Genomic DNA, 16,533 nt, shown 5'->3' with positions numbered 1-16,533 from the left:
TGAAAAACGAGTTTTTTAATAAAATGGCTGTTTTATCTTATTATAATAGGGTTTTATATAATTTCACCTTGAGCTTTATTTTTAAAACTCCATATATTAAAATAGTTGTAGATAACTAAAAGAAAGAGGATGGAAATGAAACTTTATATATTTTCGGATGTTGTATGTCCTTGGTCTTATGGAGAGGAAAAGGTACTAAGAGCTATCGACTATATTTATGGGGAACAAGTGGAGCAGTACAATATTATGGGAGGACTAATTGCAGACTACCATGATATACTTCCAATGAATATGAAGGACAAGGACTCTGATGAAATTGCAAACGGAATATTATTTCAATTGTGGAAAGCGGGCTATAGTATTCACAAAATGCCGATTATGGATAAACCTCCTAAGTTGCTTTCAAGAGAAAATGTAAGTACATATCCACTTAACATTTCCTTTGTAGCGGCTAGAATGAGCGACGAAACTTTGGCAAATAAATACTTAAGAAAATTAAGAGAATCAACTATCTTAGATGGATTAAACACAATGGATGACTCTATTCAATTAAGTATTGCAGAGGATGTGGGTATTGATGGAGAAATATTTTTAGAAAACTTAAGAGACGGGGCAAGTGAGGAATTTTTAGAGGATAGAATAAGTTCATTTGATAGGAGATTTACAAATTATCCAAACTTCATGTATACAGATGATAAGGGCAGAGAGAAATTATTAACTGGATACAAATCTTTAGAAGAGTTAATAAGCTTTTTAGAGGAGCAAAAACCAAACTTAGTAAGAAGAGAAATCAACCTAAATAAAAATGAGGTCTATAATTTTATAAAAAATTATGAGAGAGTATTTTTTATTGAGTTAGTGGAATTATTCAAAGAGGAAACTAAACTTAAAGAAATTATTGATGAGCTTAGCATTGAAAATAAAATTAAAGTTAAAGAATTGGAAAAGGGAACTGAACTTACTTTAAAGTGATAATAAAAAAAACCCCCAAATCCGGGCAAGGATTTGGGGGTTCAGTTTATTAACCAGCTATTTTAATTATATTTTTTTCTAATATATCTATCTATTTCTTCTGCAGCAGTTTTTCCTGCTCCCATTGCAAGTATAACTGTAGCAGAACCTGTAACAGCATCTCCACCGGCAAAAATTTCCTTTCTGGAAGTCTGTCCTAATTCATTTGTTAGTATACAACCGTCACTGTTGGTCTCTAAATTGCTGGTAGTTTGAGAAATTAATGGGTTTGGATTTGTTCCAAGTGCCATAATCACTGTTTCAAAAGGTTCTTCAAATTCTGAACCTTCTATTTTAACCGGACGTCTTCTACCTGATTCATCAGGTTCACCGAGTTCGTTTCTAACACAAACTAAAGATTTAACCCAGCCGTCTTCTCCCTTAATTTCTATTGGAGCAGTGAGCATCTCAAATTTAATACCTTCTTCTTTAGCATGGTGTACTTCCTCAAGTCTTGCAGGAAGTTCTTTTTCAGTTCTTCTATATAGGATTGAAACGTCAGCACCTAATCTTTTGGCAACTCTTGCAGCATCCATTGCAACGTTTCCTCCGCCTATTATAGCAACTTTTGAACCTAAATTAATAGGGGTGTCATATTGTTGCTCAAAGGACCTCATTAGATTGTTTCTGGTTAGGAACTCATTGGCGGATATAACTCCGTTTAAATGTTCACCAGGAATATTCATAAAGGTTGGCAAACCTGCACCTGAACCTATAAATACAGCTTCATAACCTGAGTTTAAAAGTGTATCAATATTAATGGTCTTTCCAACGACAACGTCAGTTTCAATTTCCACACCAAGGTTTAATAAATTTTTCACTTCAGCATTTACTACGCTGTCAGGTAACCTAAACTCCGGAATACCATATACTAAAACACCGCCTGCTTGTTGTAGAGCTTCAAATATTTTAACTTTGTAGCCCATTTTTGCAAGTTCTCCGGCACAGGTAAGTCCTGCCGGGCCTGCACCTACAACGGCAACTGTATGTCCGTTTTGTTCAGGAACTTCAGAGGTTTTAATATTGTGTCTTCTTGCATAATCCGCTACAAATCTCTCTAATTTTCCTATGGCAATAGCATCGCCTTTTTTACCCAGTATACATTTTTCTTCACACTGAGTTTCTTGAGGACATACTCTACCACATACTGCAGGTAGAGCAGTATAAAGGGCAAGTACTTTAGCAGCTTGCTCAAAGTTACCATTGGCAATTTCTTTAATAAAGCCTGGAATGTCTATTGATACCGGACATCCTTCTATACAGTGAGGAATTTTACAGTTTAGACAACGTTTAGCTTCTCTAATAGCTTCTTCCTCAGTATATCCAAGGCTTACCTCCTCAAAGTTTTGACTTCTGGTAATCGGGTCTTGAACAGACATTGGTGTACGGATAAATCGATTTTGTTTTTCAGTGAAAGTTAGATCTTCTAACAATTCATCTCTTATCAATTTTTCCTCCAGTTCAATGTCTTTATGCTGTTTAATTATAGCTTCATCTAAGTTACATATATGTCCTTCCTTATGACTGGCCATAACAGCTCTTTTATTGTTTGCATTTTCTCTAAACTGTTTTTGTCTTTGAATTGCAGAGTCAAAATCCACTAAGTGCCCGTCAAATTCAGGTCCATCAACGCAGGCAAATTTAACTTGATTTCCAACATTAACTCTACAAGCACCACACATTCCGGTTCCATCAACCATTATAGGGTTAAGGGACACAGTCGTTGGCAGATTATATTTCTTAGTAGTTTGACATACAAATTTCATCATTATCATTGGTCCAATTGCTACGCATTGGTCATAATGTTTTTTTTCATTTGTAAGTAAGTCAACTATTTTATCAGTAACAAGTCCTTTAAATCCATAGCTTCCATCATCAGTAGCTATGTAGACATTTTTAGCATACTTTCTAATTTTATCTTCTAAAATTACATAGTCTTTGGATTTAGCTCCTATAATAACGTCTACATCAATACCCCTATCGTACAACCATCTAACTTGAGGAGTTACTGGAGCAGTTCCCACACCGCCGGCTACAAATAAAAATTTTGAATTTCTAAGTTGTGTAATGTCGTGAGAAATAAATTCAGATGGTCTGCCAAGAGGTCCTACGAAGTCTTTAAAGGATTCACCTTCCTCAAAGGCGCATATCTTTTCAGTTGATTTTCCTGATGCCTGTACAACTATTTGAACAGAGCCTTTTCTTAAATCAAATCCACAAATAGTTAAAGGAATTCTTTCGGCATACTTGTCTGCTATTACAATTACAAACTGTCCGGGCTTAGCAGAAGCAGCTATTCTTGGAGCCTCAACATCAAATAGATAGATATTAGGAGCAAGAATTTCCTTTTTTAAAATTTTATACATACACTCATCTCCACTTTAGTTTATTAATTAAATATGTTAATTTTATAACTATTATATCATAAAGTTATAGTTTAAATTTGTCAAATCACTTTAAATACAGTGAGTAAATTAAATATTACAATAGTAATTTTTAATAAAATATAAACAATTAAATGTGTGACTAAACATATATTAAGAAACATATACTTTTCTATGTTTGTATATTAATATGCTATAGTGTTAAAAAATACTATAAAATTTAACAATTGTTAGTATAATAAACATAAGTTAAGTTTTATAAACAAATATTAATAATATGGACATTTATTAAAGTGAAGAAAGATTTAAGGTGATTGCAATGATAGTAAACGTTACAGTAAATGGTGAAAAAATAAAAAAAGACATTGATCCTTGTAGAAGATTAATAGACTTTTTAAGAGAGGACCTCGATTTAACAGGTACGAAGGAAGGTTGTTCTGAAGGTGAATGTGGAGCTTGTACAGTGATTTTAGATGGAGTTGCAGTTACTTCATGTACCGTACTGACAGGCCAGGTAGATGGAAGTGAAATTATAACTATTGAAGGATTGGAAAAAAATGGAGAATTGGACATACTCCAGAAAAAGTTTATAGAACATGGCGCAGTTCAATGTGGATTTTGTACTCCCGGATTTATTATGAGTGCTAAGGCTTTAATGATGAAAAACGATAATCCAAGTTTAGAAGATATAAAAAGAGCCATAGAAGGAAATCTTTGTAGGTGTACGGGATTTATTAAAATAGTAGAGGCTATTGATGCAGCTTGTAAGGAGGTTGTTTAATGTTTTACGCTCCTAAAAGTGAAGAAGAATTAATTGATGTTTTAAAAGTGGCAGATGACAATACATACATAATTGCAGGCGGAACTGATTTAATAATAAAACTTAAAAATAAAAAAATTGTTGATTTTAGTGTTATCGATATTACGAAAATCAATTTATGGAAAAATATAGTTGAGGATGAGGAAAATATCTATATAGGTTCTCTAATTACAATGACTGAACTGTGTAATAGTGAATTGATAAAAACAAAACTTCCTGCCCTTTATAGAGCGGCTTATGAGTTGGGATCAACACAGATAAGAAATAAGGCTACAATTGGTGGTAATATTTCCAACGCTTCTCAATCAGCAGATACTTTGCTAGCTCTTTATGCCTATGATGCAAAGGTAAAAATAATAAAGGGTGACGGAAAAGAAAGACTTGTTAATATTGAAGATTTTATAACAGGAAGAGAAAAGACTATTTTAACTAAAGATGAAGCTGTTAAGGAAATAATTATAAAAAAAGAAGATGCGGTAAGTACTTTTAGAAAAGTAGGCTCGAGAAAGGCTGTCACTATTTCAAAAGTAAGTTGTGCTTTAAAAACTGAAATTGACGAAAGAGGAAAGGTTAAGGGTATTAAAATTTTCCTTGGGGCAGTGGGAGTTAAACCTGTAAGAGCTGATTTAATTGAAAAAGTGTTTTTAAATAATAGTTTAAAGGAAATTAACTTTGATTTACTTGTTGACGCTTCCTTTAATCAAATTGAAAAGGCTATTCCTAATAGAGTATCTAAATACTATAAAAGAGTGGCAATAGAGGGATTAATGGAAGAAGTTTTGGGAGATTTGATAGAATGAGTAACTATAAATATGTGGGAAAAAGCATTATTCGAGAAGACAGTTTGGAAAGGGTAACGGGAAAAACCAAGTACTTGGCTGATGTAAAAAGACATAATATGCTTTACGGAAAGTTAGTTTTAAGTGAAAAGCCTCATGCTGATGTAGAATTTGATTTTGAAGAGGCATTAAAAGTTGAAGGTATTGAAAGAATTTTCACTCATGCCGATGTACCTAAGAATACTTACAATACTATGGAGTGGTTTACCGGAATTGAAGGTAAGAGAGATGAGTACATTCTAAATGATAGAGCTAGATATGTGGGAGATAGAATTGCACTGGTTTTAGGAAGTAGTAAAGATGCAGTGGAAGAAGCGGTAAAAAAAGTAAAAGTAATCTACCATGAATTGCCGGTGGTAGTAGGCCTTGATATGGCAAAGGAAGATAAGGTTATAGTAAAGGGAAGTACCAACTTAGGCTTTAAAAGAGAATTTGGTACGGGAGATTATGAGAAGGCAAAGTCCGAAGCTGATTACATAGTAATTGATGAAGGAAGTACTCCTAGAAATCACCACCTTGCTATAGAACCTCACATTGCTTTAGGTGAAGTAGATGAAATGGGAAATTTAATAGTTTCCAGTCCAAGTCAAATGGCTTTTGCTATTCAAATGCACCTATCTAGAGTTTTAGAAATTCCATATTCAAAAGTGAGAGCTATAAAGTCAAATATGGGAGGCTCCTTTGGAGGAAAGCAACAACCTATTTTGGAAACAATTGCAGGTTTTGCTGCTTGGGAATTAAAACGACCTGTATTGGTTTATATGGACAGGGAACAGAGCATTATGGGAACTGTTACAAGAAATCCTACTAGACAGAGAATAGAAACAGCTGTTAAAAAAGACGGAACTATACTTGGTAGAAAAGTAGAAGTGGAAGTTGACGGCGGAGCCTATGATACTAATAACTCAAGTGTTACAAATGCACTGGCAAAGAAATTGTTTAGACTGTATAAGTTTAAAAATCAGGAGTTTAGCGGAAGAGCTTATTATTCCAATGCAATACCCGGAGGTGCGACAAGAGCTTATGGAGGACCACAGGCGCATGCAATAACTGAAATAAATATAACTAATGTGGCAAAGGCAATAGGCATGGACCCTTGTGAATTTAGACTAAAAAACTTAATAGATCCCTATGATGAAGATCCTACAGGTGGACCGAATTTGGGAAAAGCAGCTATTAAAGAGTGTATTATACAGGGAATGGAAGCATTTAATTGGAAGGAAAAGTATAATCATATAAGAGAAAAGAATACGGACAGATATGCTTATGGAGTGGGCGTTGCATCAGTTACTCACAGTACCGGATACTGGGGTACATTTCCGGATTTTACAAATGTGGAGATGATAGTATTTGAAGATAGTTCAGTTCTTGCAAAAATAGCCGTTCATGAACAGGGCTGTGGAACTTTAACTACTCTTACTCAAATGGCTGCTGAGGCTTTAGACTTAGATGTAAGTAAGATAAGAGTAACTGAAGCTGATACATTTATAACACCTTATGATTCAGCGGGAACACAGGCGAGTCGTGTAACTTCTGTTTGCGGAGGGGCGCTTAAAGAGGCGGGAGAAAAAGTAGTTGAAAAACTATTGGAAACCTTATCTAAAGTTAAGGGATACGAAGTTGGAGATTTATACACAGATAATGGGAAAATAAAAGTAAAAAATTCTGACGAGGAATTTACTTACGGTGAAATTGCAGTTATGAGAGAAAAAAATTTCCAAGAACAACTATCAGTATATGTAAGCCATGAATCTACAGGAAATCCCGCATCCCTTGCAGCTTGTTTCGCTGAGGTAAAAGTGGATAAGAAGACCGGTTTTGTAGAAGTTACCGACTTTTTATCAGTAAATGACATAGGTAGAGCAGTAAATCCTATGCTTGTGGAAGGTCAAGTACATGGAGGTTGCCAATTTGTACTTGGAATGGCACTTTGTGAAGAGATAGTAATTGATGATAAAGGTTATATAAAAAATCCTACTCTTTCAAAATACCATTCAATTAATGTACATGATATGCCTGATGTAAAGACTATTTTAATAGAAAGCGACGACGAGTTAACTCCTTATGGAGTAAAGAGTATAGGGGAAATTTCTGCAGTAGCTCCAGCTCCGGCGGTTTTAAATGCTATTAATCATGCCCTAGGTACTAATATTACTGACTATCCTGCAAATCCTGAGAGAATTATAGCGAGTTTGGAAGAGTTAAAGAAAGGAGGAAAATAATATGGAATCATTACAATTATGTGGTAGACCTCTTACTTTAAATGAAGTCTATGATGTTGCGTACAACAATAGAAAGGTTTCCATAACCAAGGAGGCGGAGGAGAAAGTTAAAGCCTCCAGACAGGTTCTCTTTGATATGGCGGCCGAAGGAAAGCCGGTATATGGTTTAAATAGAGGAGTAGGTTGGAATAAGGATAAGGAATTTGATCAGGATTTTTTTGAAACCTACAATAGAAATCTTTTAAACAGTCACTCTCTAGGCGTTGAGCCATACCATCCTGAAGAACAAGTAAGGGCGATTTTATTAATAAGATTAAATAAGGCATTAACCGGGCATACGGGAATATCTTGCGACTTATTAAATCACTATAGAGATTTTTTAAACTATGGAATTCATCCTAGAGTGCCGATGAGATCCTCTATAGGAGAGGGAGATATAACCACACTTTCTCATATCGGTTTGGCCTTTATTGGAGAAGAGGACGTAACTTACAAGGGTGAGATTATGAACTCTAAAGAGGCAATGGACTTAGTGGGAATGAAACCTGCTACTTTAGGTCCAAAAGACGGTTTGAGTATTGTGTCCTGTAATGCGCAGGGAGAGGCAATGACCGCTATACTTTTAAAAGAAATAGAAGATATAGTGGAGATGTCCAATATAATATTTTGTATGAGTTTAGAGGGATTAAACGGTGTAGTAGAACAACTTAGAGAAGATGTAAATGAAGTAAGAGGAATTAAAGGGCAAAAATATGTAGCTAAAAAGTGCAGAGAGTATTTAGAAAATAGCTTTTTACATAATCCCGATCCTGAAAGAGCGCTTCAAGATCCTTTGAGCTTCAGATGTGCTCATGCAGTAAATGGCTCTTTATATGATGCTATGGACTATGTAAAAGAACAACTTAACACCTCAATGAATGCCACTGATGACAATCCATGTATAATTATTGAGGAGAAATCATCTTTTGTAAGTGCTAATTTTGAAATTACATCACTTGCCATAGGAGTTGAAATGCTGGCGACAGCTTTAAGTCACCTTTCCAAATCATCATGTTACAGAATGATAAAACTGGCGGATCCTGAATTTACTAAGCTTAATAGATTTTTAACTCCAAAGGAAGTTGAAACAATAGCTTATGGAACAATTCAAAAAACCTTTACAATGCTGGATACTCAAAATAGGGGACTTGCCAATCCGTCTTCAATGGATTTTTACTCATTGGCTGGAACTATTGAAGACCATGCAAGTAATTTACCTTTGGCAGCATATAAAATATTCCAAATGTTGGATAACATAAGTTACATCATAGGAATTGAAGCAATGCATGCTGCTCAAGCAATTGATTTAAGAGGAAATATGAATCTTGGTAGCTATACTAAAAAAGCTCATCAAGCTGTTAGAGAAGTAGTTCCTTTTTATGATAAAGACAGAAATATAAGCAAGGATATTAAAAAAATGTATGACTTAATAAAATCAAAAGAGCTTTTAAATTTATAGTGGAGGTATTAAATGGATAACAATAAGAGATTAGATAAGAAAAATATGCGCTGGCACGTATTTATACCTGCTTATGCAATTACTTTACTTACAGCAATATATGGAATTATAGACAGTCAAGGCTTGGCAGACGTATCAAATCAGTTTTTCAACTGGTCCCTTGATACATTTGGCTGGTTGTACCAAATAGTAGTACTGGCAAGTTTAATTTTTACAATTGCATTACTGGTTTCAAAAAAAGGATCGGTAAGACTTGGAGGAAAAGATGCCAAAGCTAAACTTCCTTTCGGAACTTGGTTTGCAATGGCTTTAACGGGGGGAGTAGCTTCCGGAATAGTTACTTGGGGTGTTAATGAACCTTTAATATACTATGGTAATATTTATGGTGAGTTAGACGCACTTGGTATTCAAGCTTTTACTGATGAAGCAGCACGATTTGCCATGGGAAGAAGTTTTATGAACTGGTCATTCCTGCCTTATGCCATCTATGCGCTAACAGGAGTTATTACTGCCTATGTATATTTTAATAAAAAACAAAGACTGGCAGTTACTTCAACGCTACAACCTCTATTTGGAGATAGAATTACCAGAGGTGGAATATCTCATGGAGTTGATACGCTATCATTACTTGGTAATGTTTTAGGGCTGAGTTCTGGTTTAAGTGCTTGTATTATAATTATAACCACAGGCTTAAACTATACTTATGGAATAAACAACGGTCTAATGTCATTTATAATAGTTGGTGCAATTATAATATTCCTATACACTTTTTCTACATATGTTGGATTGGAAAAGGGTTTACAAAAGATCGGTTCTTTAAACGCATGGTTTTATTATGGACTTTTAGCTTTTCTATTTATAATAGGGCCTACGTTGTTTATACTTAAAAACACTACAGCTGGAATGGCGGAATGGTTGCATAATTTCTGGCACTGGGGGCTTGACCCGAACACCATAGGAGGTAAGCCGTTAGTTAACTCATGGACACTTTTTGACTGGGCTTGTTGGATTGCCTATGCACCGGTTACAGGAATTTTCCTAGGTCAAATTTCCTATGGAAGAACTATAAGGGAATTCTTAGTAGTAAACTTAATCTTACCTGCAATTTTTGGGATAGTATGGTTTGGAATTTGGGGTAACAGTGCACTATTTATGCAGATGACAGGACAAGTGGATCTGGTAAGTACGGTTATAAATCACAATGCTGTAACTGCACTTTGGCAATTCCTACAGAATCTTCCATTTGGATTAGGTACAATTGTCATTCCTATAAATATGCTTGTAGTAGTTGCCTCCTTTGTAACAGCGGCAGATGCTACATCTAATAACGTTGCTTCACTTTGTATAAAAGACGTTCCTATAGGATCAGAAGCTCCAGGACTTTTAAAAGCTATGTGGGGAGTTACAATTGGTATTATAGCTATTGTACTTGCAGCATTTGGCGGGACTGAACAGGGAGTGGAAGGAATGAAGGCGCTGTCTGCAGCCGGAGGATTCTTTGTAATATTTGTATTCTTACTACAAGTAATTTCAGCAGTAAAGATGTTCTTCATAGATGATGTAGTAGAATAATAAATGCAGAGTATAATTAATAATAAAGATAATTTAAATGGGAAATATGTGACAACACATATTTCCCATTTTTTTAAAATAATATTAAAATAATTTATAGGAGGATATTATGACCATAATATTAGATAAAACTTTAACTATTGAAGAAGCAATGAAAATAATAAGATTTAATGAAAAATTGGAATTTTCCGAAGGGGCAAAAAAGAGAGTTTCAGCTTCAAGAGATTGTATTGAAAGAGCTGTTGATTTAAATATTCCAATGTACGGAGTAACTACAGGATTGGGTTCTAATAGTACTAAGAATATTTCAAGAGAAGAGACGAAAATTTATCAGGAGAAAATTTTAAAGAGTCATGCAGTATCAGTTGGTACACCTATTAAAAAAGAAGAAGTTAGAGCAATTATGTTAATGGTGATTTTAAATGGAATAAAGGGATATAGTGGAGTTAGTTTAGAAACTTTAAATTGTTATAGAAGAGCATTAAATGAAGACTTATATATTTATGTTCCGGGAAGTGGTTCAGTGGGATATCTTTCTTTAGAGGCACATATTGCCTTAAGTTTATCTGGAAAGGGAAAAATACTAGAGAATAATATTTGGGAACCTTCAAAAGAGATATTAAATAGACATAATATTGACTTACTGGACTTATCTTATAAGGAGGCTTTATTTTTAATTTCAGGAACTACCAGTGTTACAGCTTTTGCAATTATTGGCATTTATGATATGGAAAACTTGTTAAAAAATTTTGAGCTGATTTCTGCAATGGAGATTGAAGTAAATGGTGCTACAACGAGAGCTTTTGATAAGAGGTTAATGAGTGTACGAAAACAACCTGAACAACAAGAGGTGGCTGAAAAAATAGTTGGTTATTTAGAAGATTCGGAAATATGTGAAAAGTACTACTATGAAAACCTTCAAGATGCTCTTTCTTTAAGATGTATTCCTCAATTAATTGGGCCGGTTAAGAAAAAGATTATGGAGGCAAAAACTACTATTTTAAATGAAATGAACAGTTGTACGGATAATCCCATAATTTATCAAGAAGATGGAGGGGTTGAGGTTATTTCCGGATGTAATCCAGATTCTTCCTATGTGGGCTTGGAAATGGATTGTTGTGGGATAGCGCTATGTATGCTTGCAAAAATGAGCGATAGAAGAACCTTTAGGCTTCTAGATGAAAAATTATCGGGGAAACCTGCTTTTTTAGTTAGAGATTCAGGTTCAAATTCCGGACTTATGATTACTCAATATACACAGGCGGGTTTACTTAATGAAATGAAAATGTTAGCCACACCTTCTGTTATAGATAATATACCAACTTGTGCAAATCAAGAGGATTATGTGGCAATGGGATTTAATTCATCAAAGAAAAATGCAAAACTTGTGGAAAATCTTACTTATATAATGGCAATAGAACTGTTGGCGGTTTTTCAAGGGAATGAATATATGGATAAAAATTTGAAGAAAAGTAGTGTTACAGCTAAAATATACAATTATCTATCTGATATAATTCCATTGTTAGATGAAGATATTGAATTATATCCTATAATAGAAAATCTATATGAAATTATAAAAACAGAGAAATTAATAGAATTAGTTAAAAATTAGCTTTCATTCAATTTCCGCATTTGGTATAGTATATTTAATTATATTCTATTAGAAAGTGGAGATAATATGAGGAAATTTAGTAATGAATTAAAAACCGTAGTTGTAAAAATTGGTTCTTCATCTATAACCCATGAAAACGGAGTGATAAATCTTCAAAGAATAGATGAATTGGCTTGGGAACTTTCAAATTTAAAAAACCATGAGATTAATGTAATTTTAGTGTCTTCAGGGGCAATAGCTGCAGGTGCAAAAAAATTAAATTTACTTTCAAGGCCAAGAGACACTGTAGGTAAACAGGCAGCTTCTGCAGTAGGTCAAGTTGCTTTAATGAATACTTATAACAGAGCTTTCCATGAATTCGGATATGAAGCGGCTCAAATATTATTGACGAAACAAATTGAAACTGATTTAGTTATGAGAGAAAACGCTAGGAATACTTTTGAAAAATTATTGAATATGAACGTAATACCCGTAGTAAATGAAAATGACACTATTTCCACTTTTGAAATAGAATTTGGTGATAATGATACTTTATCTGCTGTGGTATCCAGAATGGTAGATGCTGATTTATTAATATTACTTTCGGATATTGATGGACTTTATGATGATGATCCTCGTCAAAACCCCAAAGCAAAACTTATTTCCGAAGTTGTGGAAATAAGTGAAGAATTGGAAAATATGGCTAAGGATTCAAACTCAACTGTGGGAACAGGGGGAATGACAACTAAGATAAATGCAGCAAGGCTATGTTTGGAAAAAGGTATTGATATGGTAATAGCTAATTCTGACGATTTAAAAAATATTAGAAAAATTGTAGAGGGGGAGGAAATTGGAACGATCTTTAAGGCGAGAGCTTGAAATTTTAGGAGAGAAGGCCAAAGTAGCAAGTAGAGAACTTTCAAAGTTAGGCTCCAAGGGAAAAAATGAAATTTTAAAATATATTAAAAAAGCTTTAATAGATAATATGAATAACATCTTGGAAGCTAATGTAATAGATATGGAAAACGGAAGGTTAATGGACCTTTCTGAAGGACTTTTAGATAGGTTGTTTTTAGATAGTTCAAGGATAGAATCAATGGCTTCATCTATAGATACTGTAATTGAATTAGAAGATCCAATTGGTGAAATTGAAAATATGAAAACTTTGGAAAATGGATTAGTCCTAGGTAAAAAAAGTGTTCCAATAGGTGTAATAGCGATTATTTATGAGGCCAGACCAAATGTAACTTTAGATGCGGCTATTCTTGGTTTGAAATCCTCAAATGCTATTATTTTACGCGGTGGAAAAGAAGCTTTTAACTCTAATAAAGCCATTGCAGATGCAATTAGAGAAGGAATAAAAAATTCAGGTCATAATGAAAATATGGTTATTTTAGTTGAAGATACCACTAGAGAGTCTTCAACAGAACTTATGAAATTAAGAGGATATATTGATCTTTTAATTCCAAGGGGAAGTGCAAATTTAATCAATTCCGTTGTAGAAAATGCTAAGGTACCTACATTGGAAACCGGAGTTGGGAACTGTCACGTATACGTTGATGAAAGTGCCAAAATTGAAATGGCTTTAAATATAATAGAAAATGCAAAGACTACCAGAGTTGGAGTTTGTAATGCAATGGAATCACTTTTAGTCCATAAAAGTCTATCGGATGAGTTCTATAAGGGCTTAAAGAAGATAATAGATGAATATAATATTACAGTTTACGGTTGTGAACTTTCAAGGGCTAAATTAGATGGGATAAAAGAAGCTACTGAAGAAGAATATGCAAGAGAATATTTAGATTATGCAATGTCTATGAAGATAGTTGATAATTTTCAGGAAGCTGTAGAGCATATATACAAGTATTCAAGTGGACACTCAGACGTAATAGTTACGGAAAACTATGAAAATGCCATGAAATTTTTAAATGAAGTTGATTCTGCTTGTGTTTATGTGAATGCAAGTTCAAGATTTACTGACGGCGGTGAATTTGGTAAGGGTGCTGAAATGGGAATTTCTACTCAAAAACTCCATGCCAGAGGTCCTGTGGGTTTAAAGGAATTAACTAGTACGAAGTATGTAATTTTGGGAAATGGTCAGATAAGGAAGTAGATATGAAATATATAAGTACAAGGGGAAACTCAACTGTTGATTCAACATTTGATGCTCTTTTAAAAGGTTTAAGTGATGATGGGGGATTGTATATTCCGGAAAAATTACCAAAGGTAAAGTTTGAAAAGGAAGAAATTGAAAAATTCAATTATGTGGATTTTGCAAATAAGATAATAGGTTCAATTTTTGATGATATTGATAAAAATGATTTAAGAAGAGAAATTGAAAATGCCTATGCTACTTTTGAAGAGGATATTTTACCTATTAAAAAACTTTCAAACAAATATGTTATGGAATTATATCATGGGTCAACCTTTGCATTTAAGGATTTTGCTCTTTCATTGTTGCCTAGACTGATTAAACTTGCCATTAAAGAAAAAAATCTTGAGGAAAAAATAGTTGTTTTAACAGCGACTTCCGGCGATACTGGAAGTGCAGCTCTATATGGATTTAAAGACGTAGAAAATACTAAGATAGTTGTTTTTTATCCAACAGATGGAATAAGTGAAGTTCAAAGAAGACAAATGACTACTATAGATGGAAAGAACACTTTTGCAATTGCCATTAAGGGAAATTTTGACGATGCTCAAAGCGCCCTTAAGGAAATTTTTACTGATGATGGTTTTAAAGAAAAACTTAAGAGTAAAAAATATGTAGTATCTTCTGCAAATTCTATAAACATAGGTAGGCTAGTTCCTCAAATAGTATATTATTATTATAGTTACTATAAATTAGTAGAAAAAGATGAAATTAAAAATGGCGAAGAAATATCTATAAGTGTTCCTACTGGGAATTTTGGAAATATTTTAGCCGGATACTTGGCAAAGGAAATGGGGTTGCCAATTAGAGATTTAATATGTGCATCAAATCGAAATAATATTTTAAGTGACTTCATTAATACAGGGGAATATAATGTTAATCGAGAATTTTATAAAACCAACTCCCCATCAATGGACATACTTATTTCAAGTAATTTAGAAAGATTTTTATATTATAAGTTAAAAGATTCTGAAAGTATTAATAAACTTATGACAGATTTAAAAGAAAAGAGATTTTATAAATTAGATAATCTTTCTATCTTTAATGATATATATGGTTATAGTTTTAACGATGAGGAAACTATTAAAGGAATTAAGAAAGTCTACGATGAATTTAAATATTTAATGGATACACATACAGTAATAGGATATATGGCGGCTGAGGAATATCAAAAGGATGAAAATATTAAAGTACTAATAGCTTCAACGGCTTCACCTTATAAATTTGCCAATTCTATTGCAGAGGCTTTAGAAATAGAGCAGGAAGGTGAGTTGGAAAATTTAAAAGAAATTGAAAATATTACAGGAATTAAACTACCAAAGAGATTTGAAGATATTTTAAATGCTGAAGTAACTCAGAATCTTGTAATAGATAAATCCAAAATGAGAGATTCTATTTTGGAGGTACTATAATGGTAACTATAAGAGTTCCGGCCACTACTGCTAATATAGGACCGGGCTATGATTCACAGGGTATGGCTTTAAACTTATATAATACCTTTACCTTTGAGAAAAAAGATGTAGAAGTAGATGAAAGGAATTTAATTTATAGATCTTTTAAATATCTTTATGAGAAAAACAATTTAAAAGCTCCTTATGTTGAGATAAAGGTTAGTACTGAAATTCCTATGTCCAGAGGATTGGGAAGCAGTGCTTCCTGTATAATTGCAGGGCTTATGGCTGCAAATGAAATGTCGGGACTTAAATTAGATAAAAAAGAAATTTTAAAATATGCAACTGATATAGAGGGACATCCTGACAATGTTGCCCCGGCACTTTTTGGAGGACATATAACTTCAATAGTAAATAAACAGGTTTATTACTCTAGAAAAGAAGTTAATAATAATTACAAACTTTATGTACTAGTGCCGGACTTTGAGTTAAGGACCGTAGAGGCTAGAGAAGTGGTAAAAAAGGAAGTTAAGTTGGAAGATGCAGTTTCAAATATAGCAAGAGCAACATTAATTTCCGATGCTCTTTATAATGGAGATTTTGAATTGTTAAAAGGCGCTGCTGAAGATAAATTACATGAGCCCTATAGAAAGAATTTAATAAATGACTACGATTATTTTAAGAAAATTTGTGAAAATAATAATGCAGTCTTATTTATTAGCGGAGCAGGACCAAGTTTATTGGTAATTACTACTAAAGATAATAGTTCAATAAGTACAGTGTTAAAGGAATCAAATAACAGTGAATTCAATTGGAAAGTTTATGAACTTGAAGTGGATATAGAAGGTGCAACTATAATAAATAATTAAGGAGCTCTAGAAAGGGCTCCTTTTGATATGTTAGTAATTACTTTATATTAATAGTAAAGAAACAAGCGATAAAATTTGGAGTAAGCTTTAATCAAAGTTGTAGTGGAAGACCTTTTATAGTTTATAAAATTTTTTTAAATAAATTGGAATAAATGGATTAATATAAGATATAATTTAATAAATT

General features: G+C 33.4%; 12 protein-coding genes. 11 read left to right on the top strand and 1 reads right to left on the bottom strand.

The annotated features are described in order from the left end of the window. Positions 1-135 precede the first annotated feature (135 nt). Positions 136-972, top strand: a complete 837-nt coding sequence (locus EF514_RS03520) for a DsbA family protein (protein WP_164845532.1) — start codon at positions 136-138, stop codon at positions 970-972. Between the two features lie 62 nt (positions 973-1,034). Here the strand turns inward: EF514_RS03520 and EF514_RS03515 are convergent, their stop codons facing one another. Continuing rightward, positions 1,035-3,377, bottom strand: coding sequence for a bifunctional dihydroorotate dehydrogenase B NAD binding subunit/NADPH-dependent glutamate synthase (locus tag EF514_RS03515; protein WP_127723890.1), 2,343 nt, complete (start codon positions 3,375-3,377; stop codon positions 1,035-1,037). A gap of 337 nt (positions 3,378-3,714) precedes the next feature. Here EF514_RS03515 and EF514_RS03510 point away from each other — a divergent pair, with 337 nt between their 5' ends. The 10 genes from EF514_RS03510 to thrB all read left to right on the top strand — a co-directional run bounded on the left by EF514_RS03510 (position 3,715) and on the right by thrB (position 16,349). Beyond that, positions 3,715-4,176 carry a (2Fe-2S)-binding protein gene (locus EF514_RS03510; protein ID WP_127723888.1) on the top strand — a complete coding sequence of 154 codons (462 nt, stop codon included), beginning with the start codon at positions 3,715-3,717 and terminating at the stop codon, positions 4,174-4,176. After that, on the top strand, positions 4,176-5,015 hold the full coding sequence (locus EF514_RS03505) for an FAD binding domain-containing protein (RefSeq protein ID WP_127723886.1): 840 nt from the start codon (positions 4,176-4,178) through the stop codon (positions 5,013-5,015). Before EF514_RS03510 ends, EF514_RS03505 begins: the two co-directional genes overlap by 1 nt. Beyond that, positions 5,012-7,276, top strand: coding sequence for a xanthine dehydrogenase family protein molybdopterin-binding subunit (locus EF514_RS03500; RefSeq protein ID WP_127723884.1), 2,265 nt, complete (start codon positions 5,012-5,014; stop codon positions 7,274-7,276). The genes EF514_RS03505 and EF514_RS03500 overlap by 4 nt, the downstream gene beginning before the upstream one ends. A 1-nt stretch (position 7,277) precedes the next feature. Continuing rightward, positions 7,278-8,774, top strand: a complete 1,497-nt coding sequence (locus tag EF514_RS03495) for an HAL/PAL/TAL family ammonia-lyase (RefSeq protein ID WP_127723882.1) — start codon at positions 7,278-7,280, stop codon at positions 8,772-8,774. Positions 8,775-8,786: 12 nt separating this feature from the next. Further along, positions 8,787-10,346, top strand: coding sequence for a BCCT family transporter (locus EF514_RS03490; RefSeq protein ID WP_127723880.1), 1,560 nt, complete (start codon positions 8,787-8,789; stop codon positions 10,344-10,346). 109 nt (positions 10,347-10,455) lie between these two features. Continuing rightward, on the top strand, positions 10,456-11,958 hold the full coding sequence (locus EF514_RS03485) for an HAL/PAL/TAL family ammonia-lyase (RefSeq protein WP_127723877.1): 1,503 nt from the start codon (positions 10,456-10,458) through the stop codon (positions 11,956-11,958). 66 nt (positions 11,959-12,024) lie between these two features. Then, positions 12,025-12,816, top strand: a complete 792-nt coding sequence (gene proB / locus EF514_RS03480; protein ID WP_127723875.1) for a glutamate 5-kinase — start codon at positions 12,025-12,027, stop codon at positions 12,814-12,816. After that, entirely contained in the window at positions 12,788-14,050 is a 1,263-nt protein-coding gene (locus tag EF514_RS03475) for a glutamate-5-semialdehyde dehydrogenase (protein WP_127723873.1), read from the top strand. Before proB ends, EF514_RS03475 begins: the two co-directional genes overlap by 29 nt. A gap of 2 nt (positions 14,051-14,052) precedes the next feature. After that, on the top strand, positions 14,053-15,501 hold the full coding sequence (gene thrC / locus EF514_RS03470) for a threonine synthase (protein WP_127723871.1): 1,449 nt from the start codon (positions 14,053-14,055) through the stop codon (positions 15,499-15,501). Then, complete coding sequence (thrB, locus tag EF514_RS03465; protein WP_127723869.1) at positions 15,501-16,349, top strand: homoserine kinase; 849 nt, start codon at positions 15,501-15,503, stop codon at positions 16,347-16,349. The genes thrC and thrB overlap by 1 nt, the downstream gene beginning before the upstream one ends. Positions 16,350-16,533 lie beyond the last annotated feature (184 nt).

The organism is Anaerosphaera multitolerans (assembly GCF_004006535.1).
GTDB classification, from domain to species: Bacteria; Bacillota; Clostridia; order Tissierellales; family Peptoniphilaceae; genus Anaerosphaera; species Anaerosphaera multitolerans.
The sequence above is the reverse complement of the archived record's forward strand: the minus strand, read 5'-3'. Positions and strand labels throughout refer to the sequence as shown.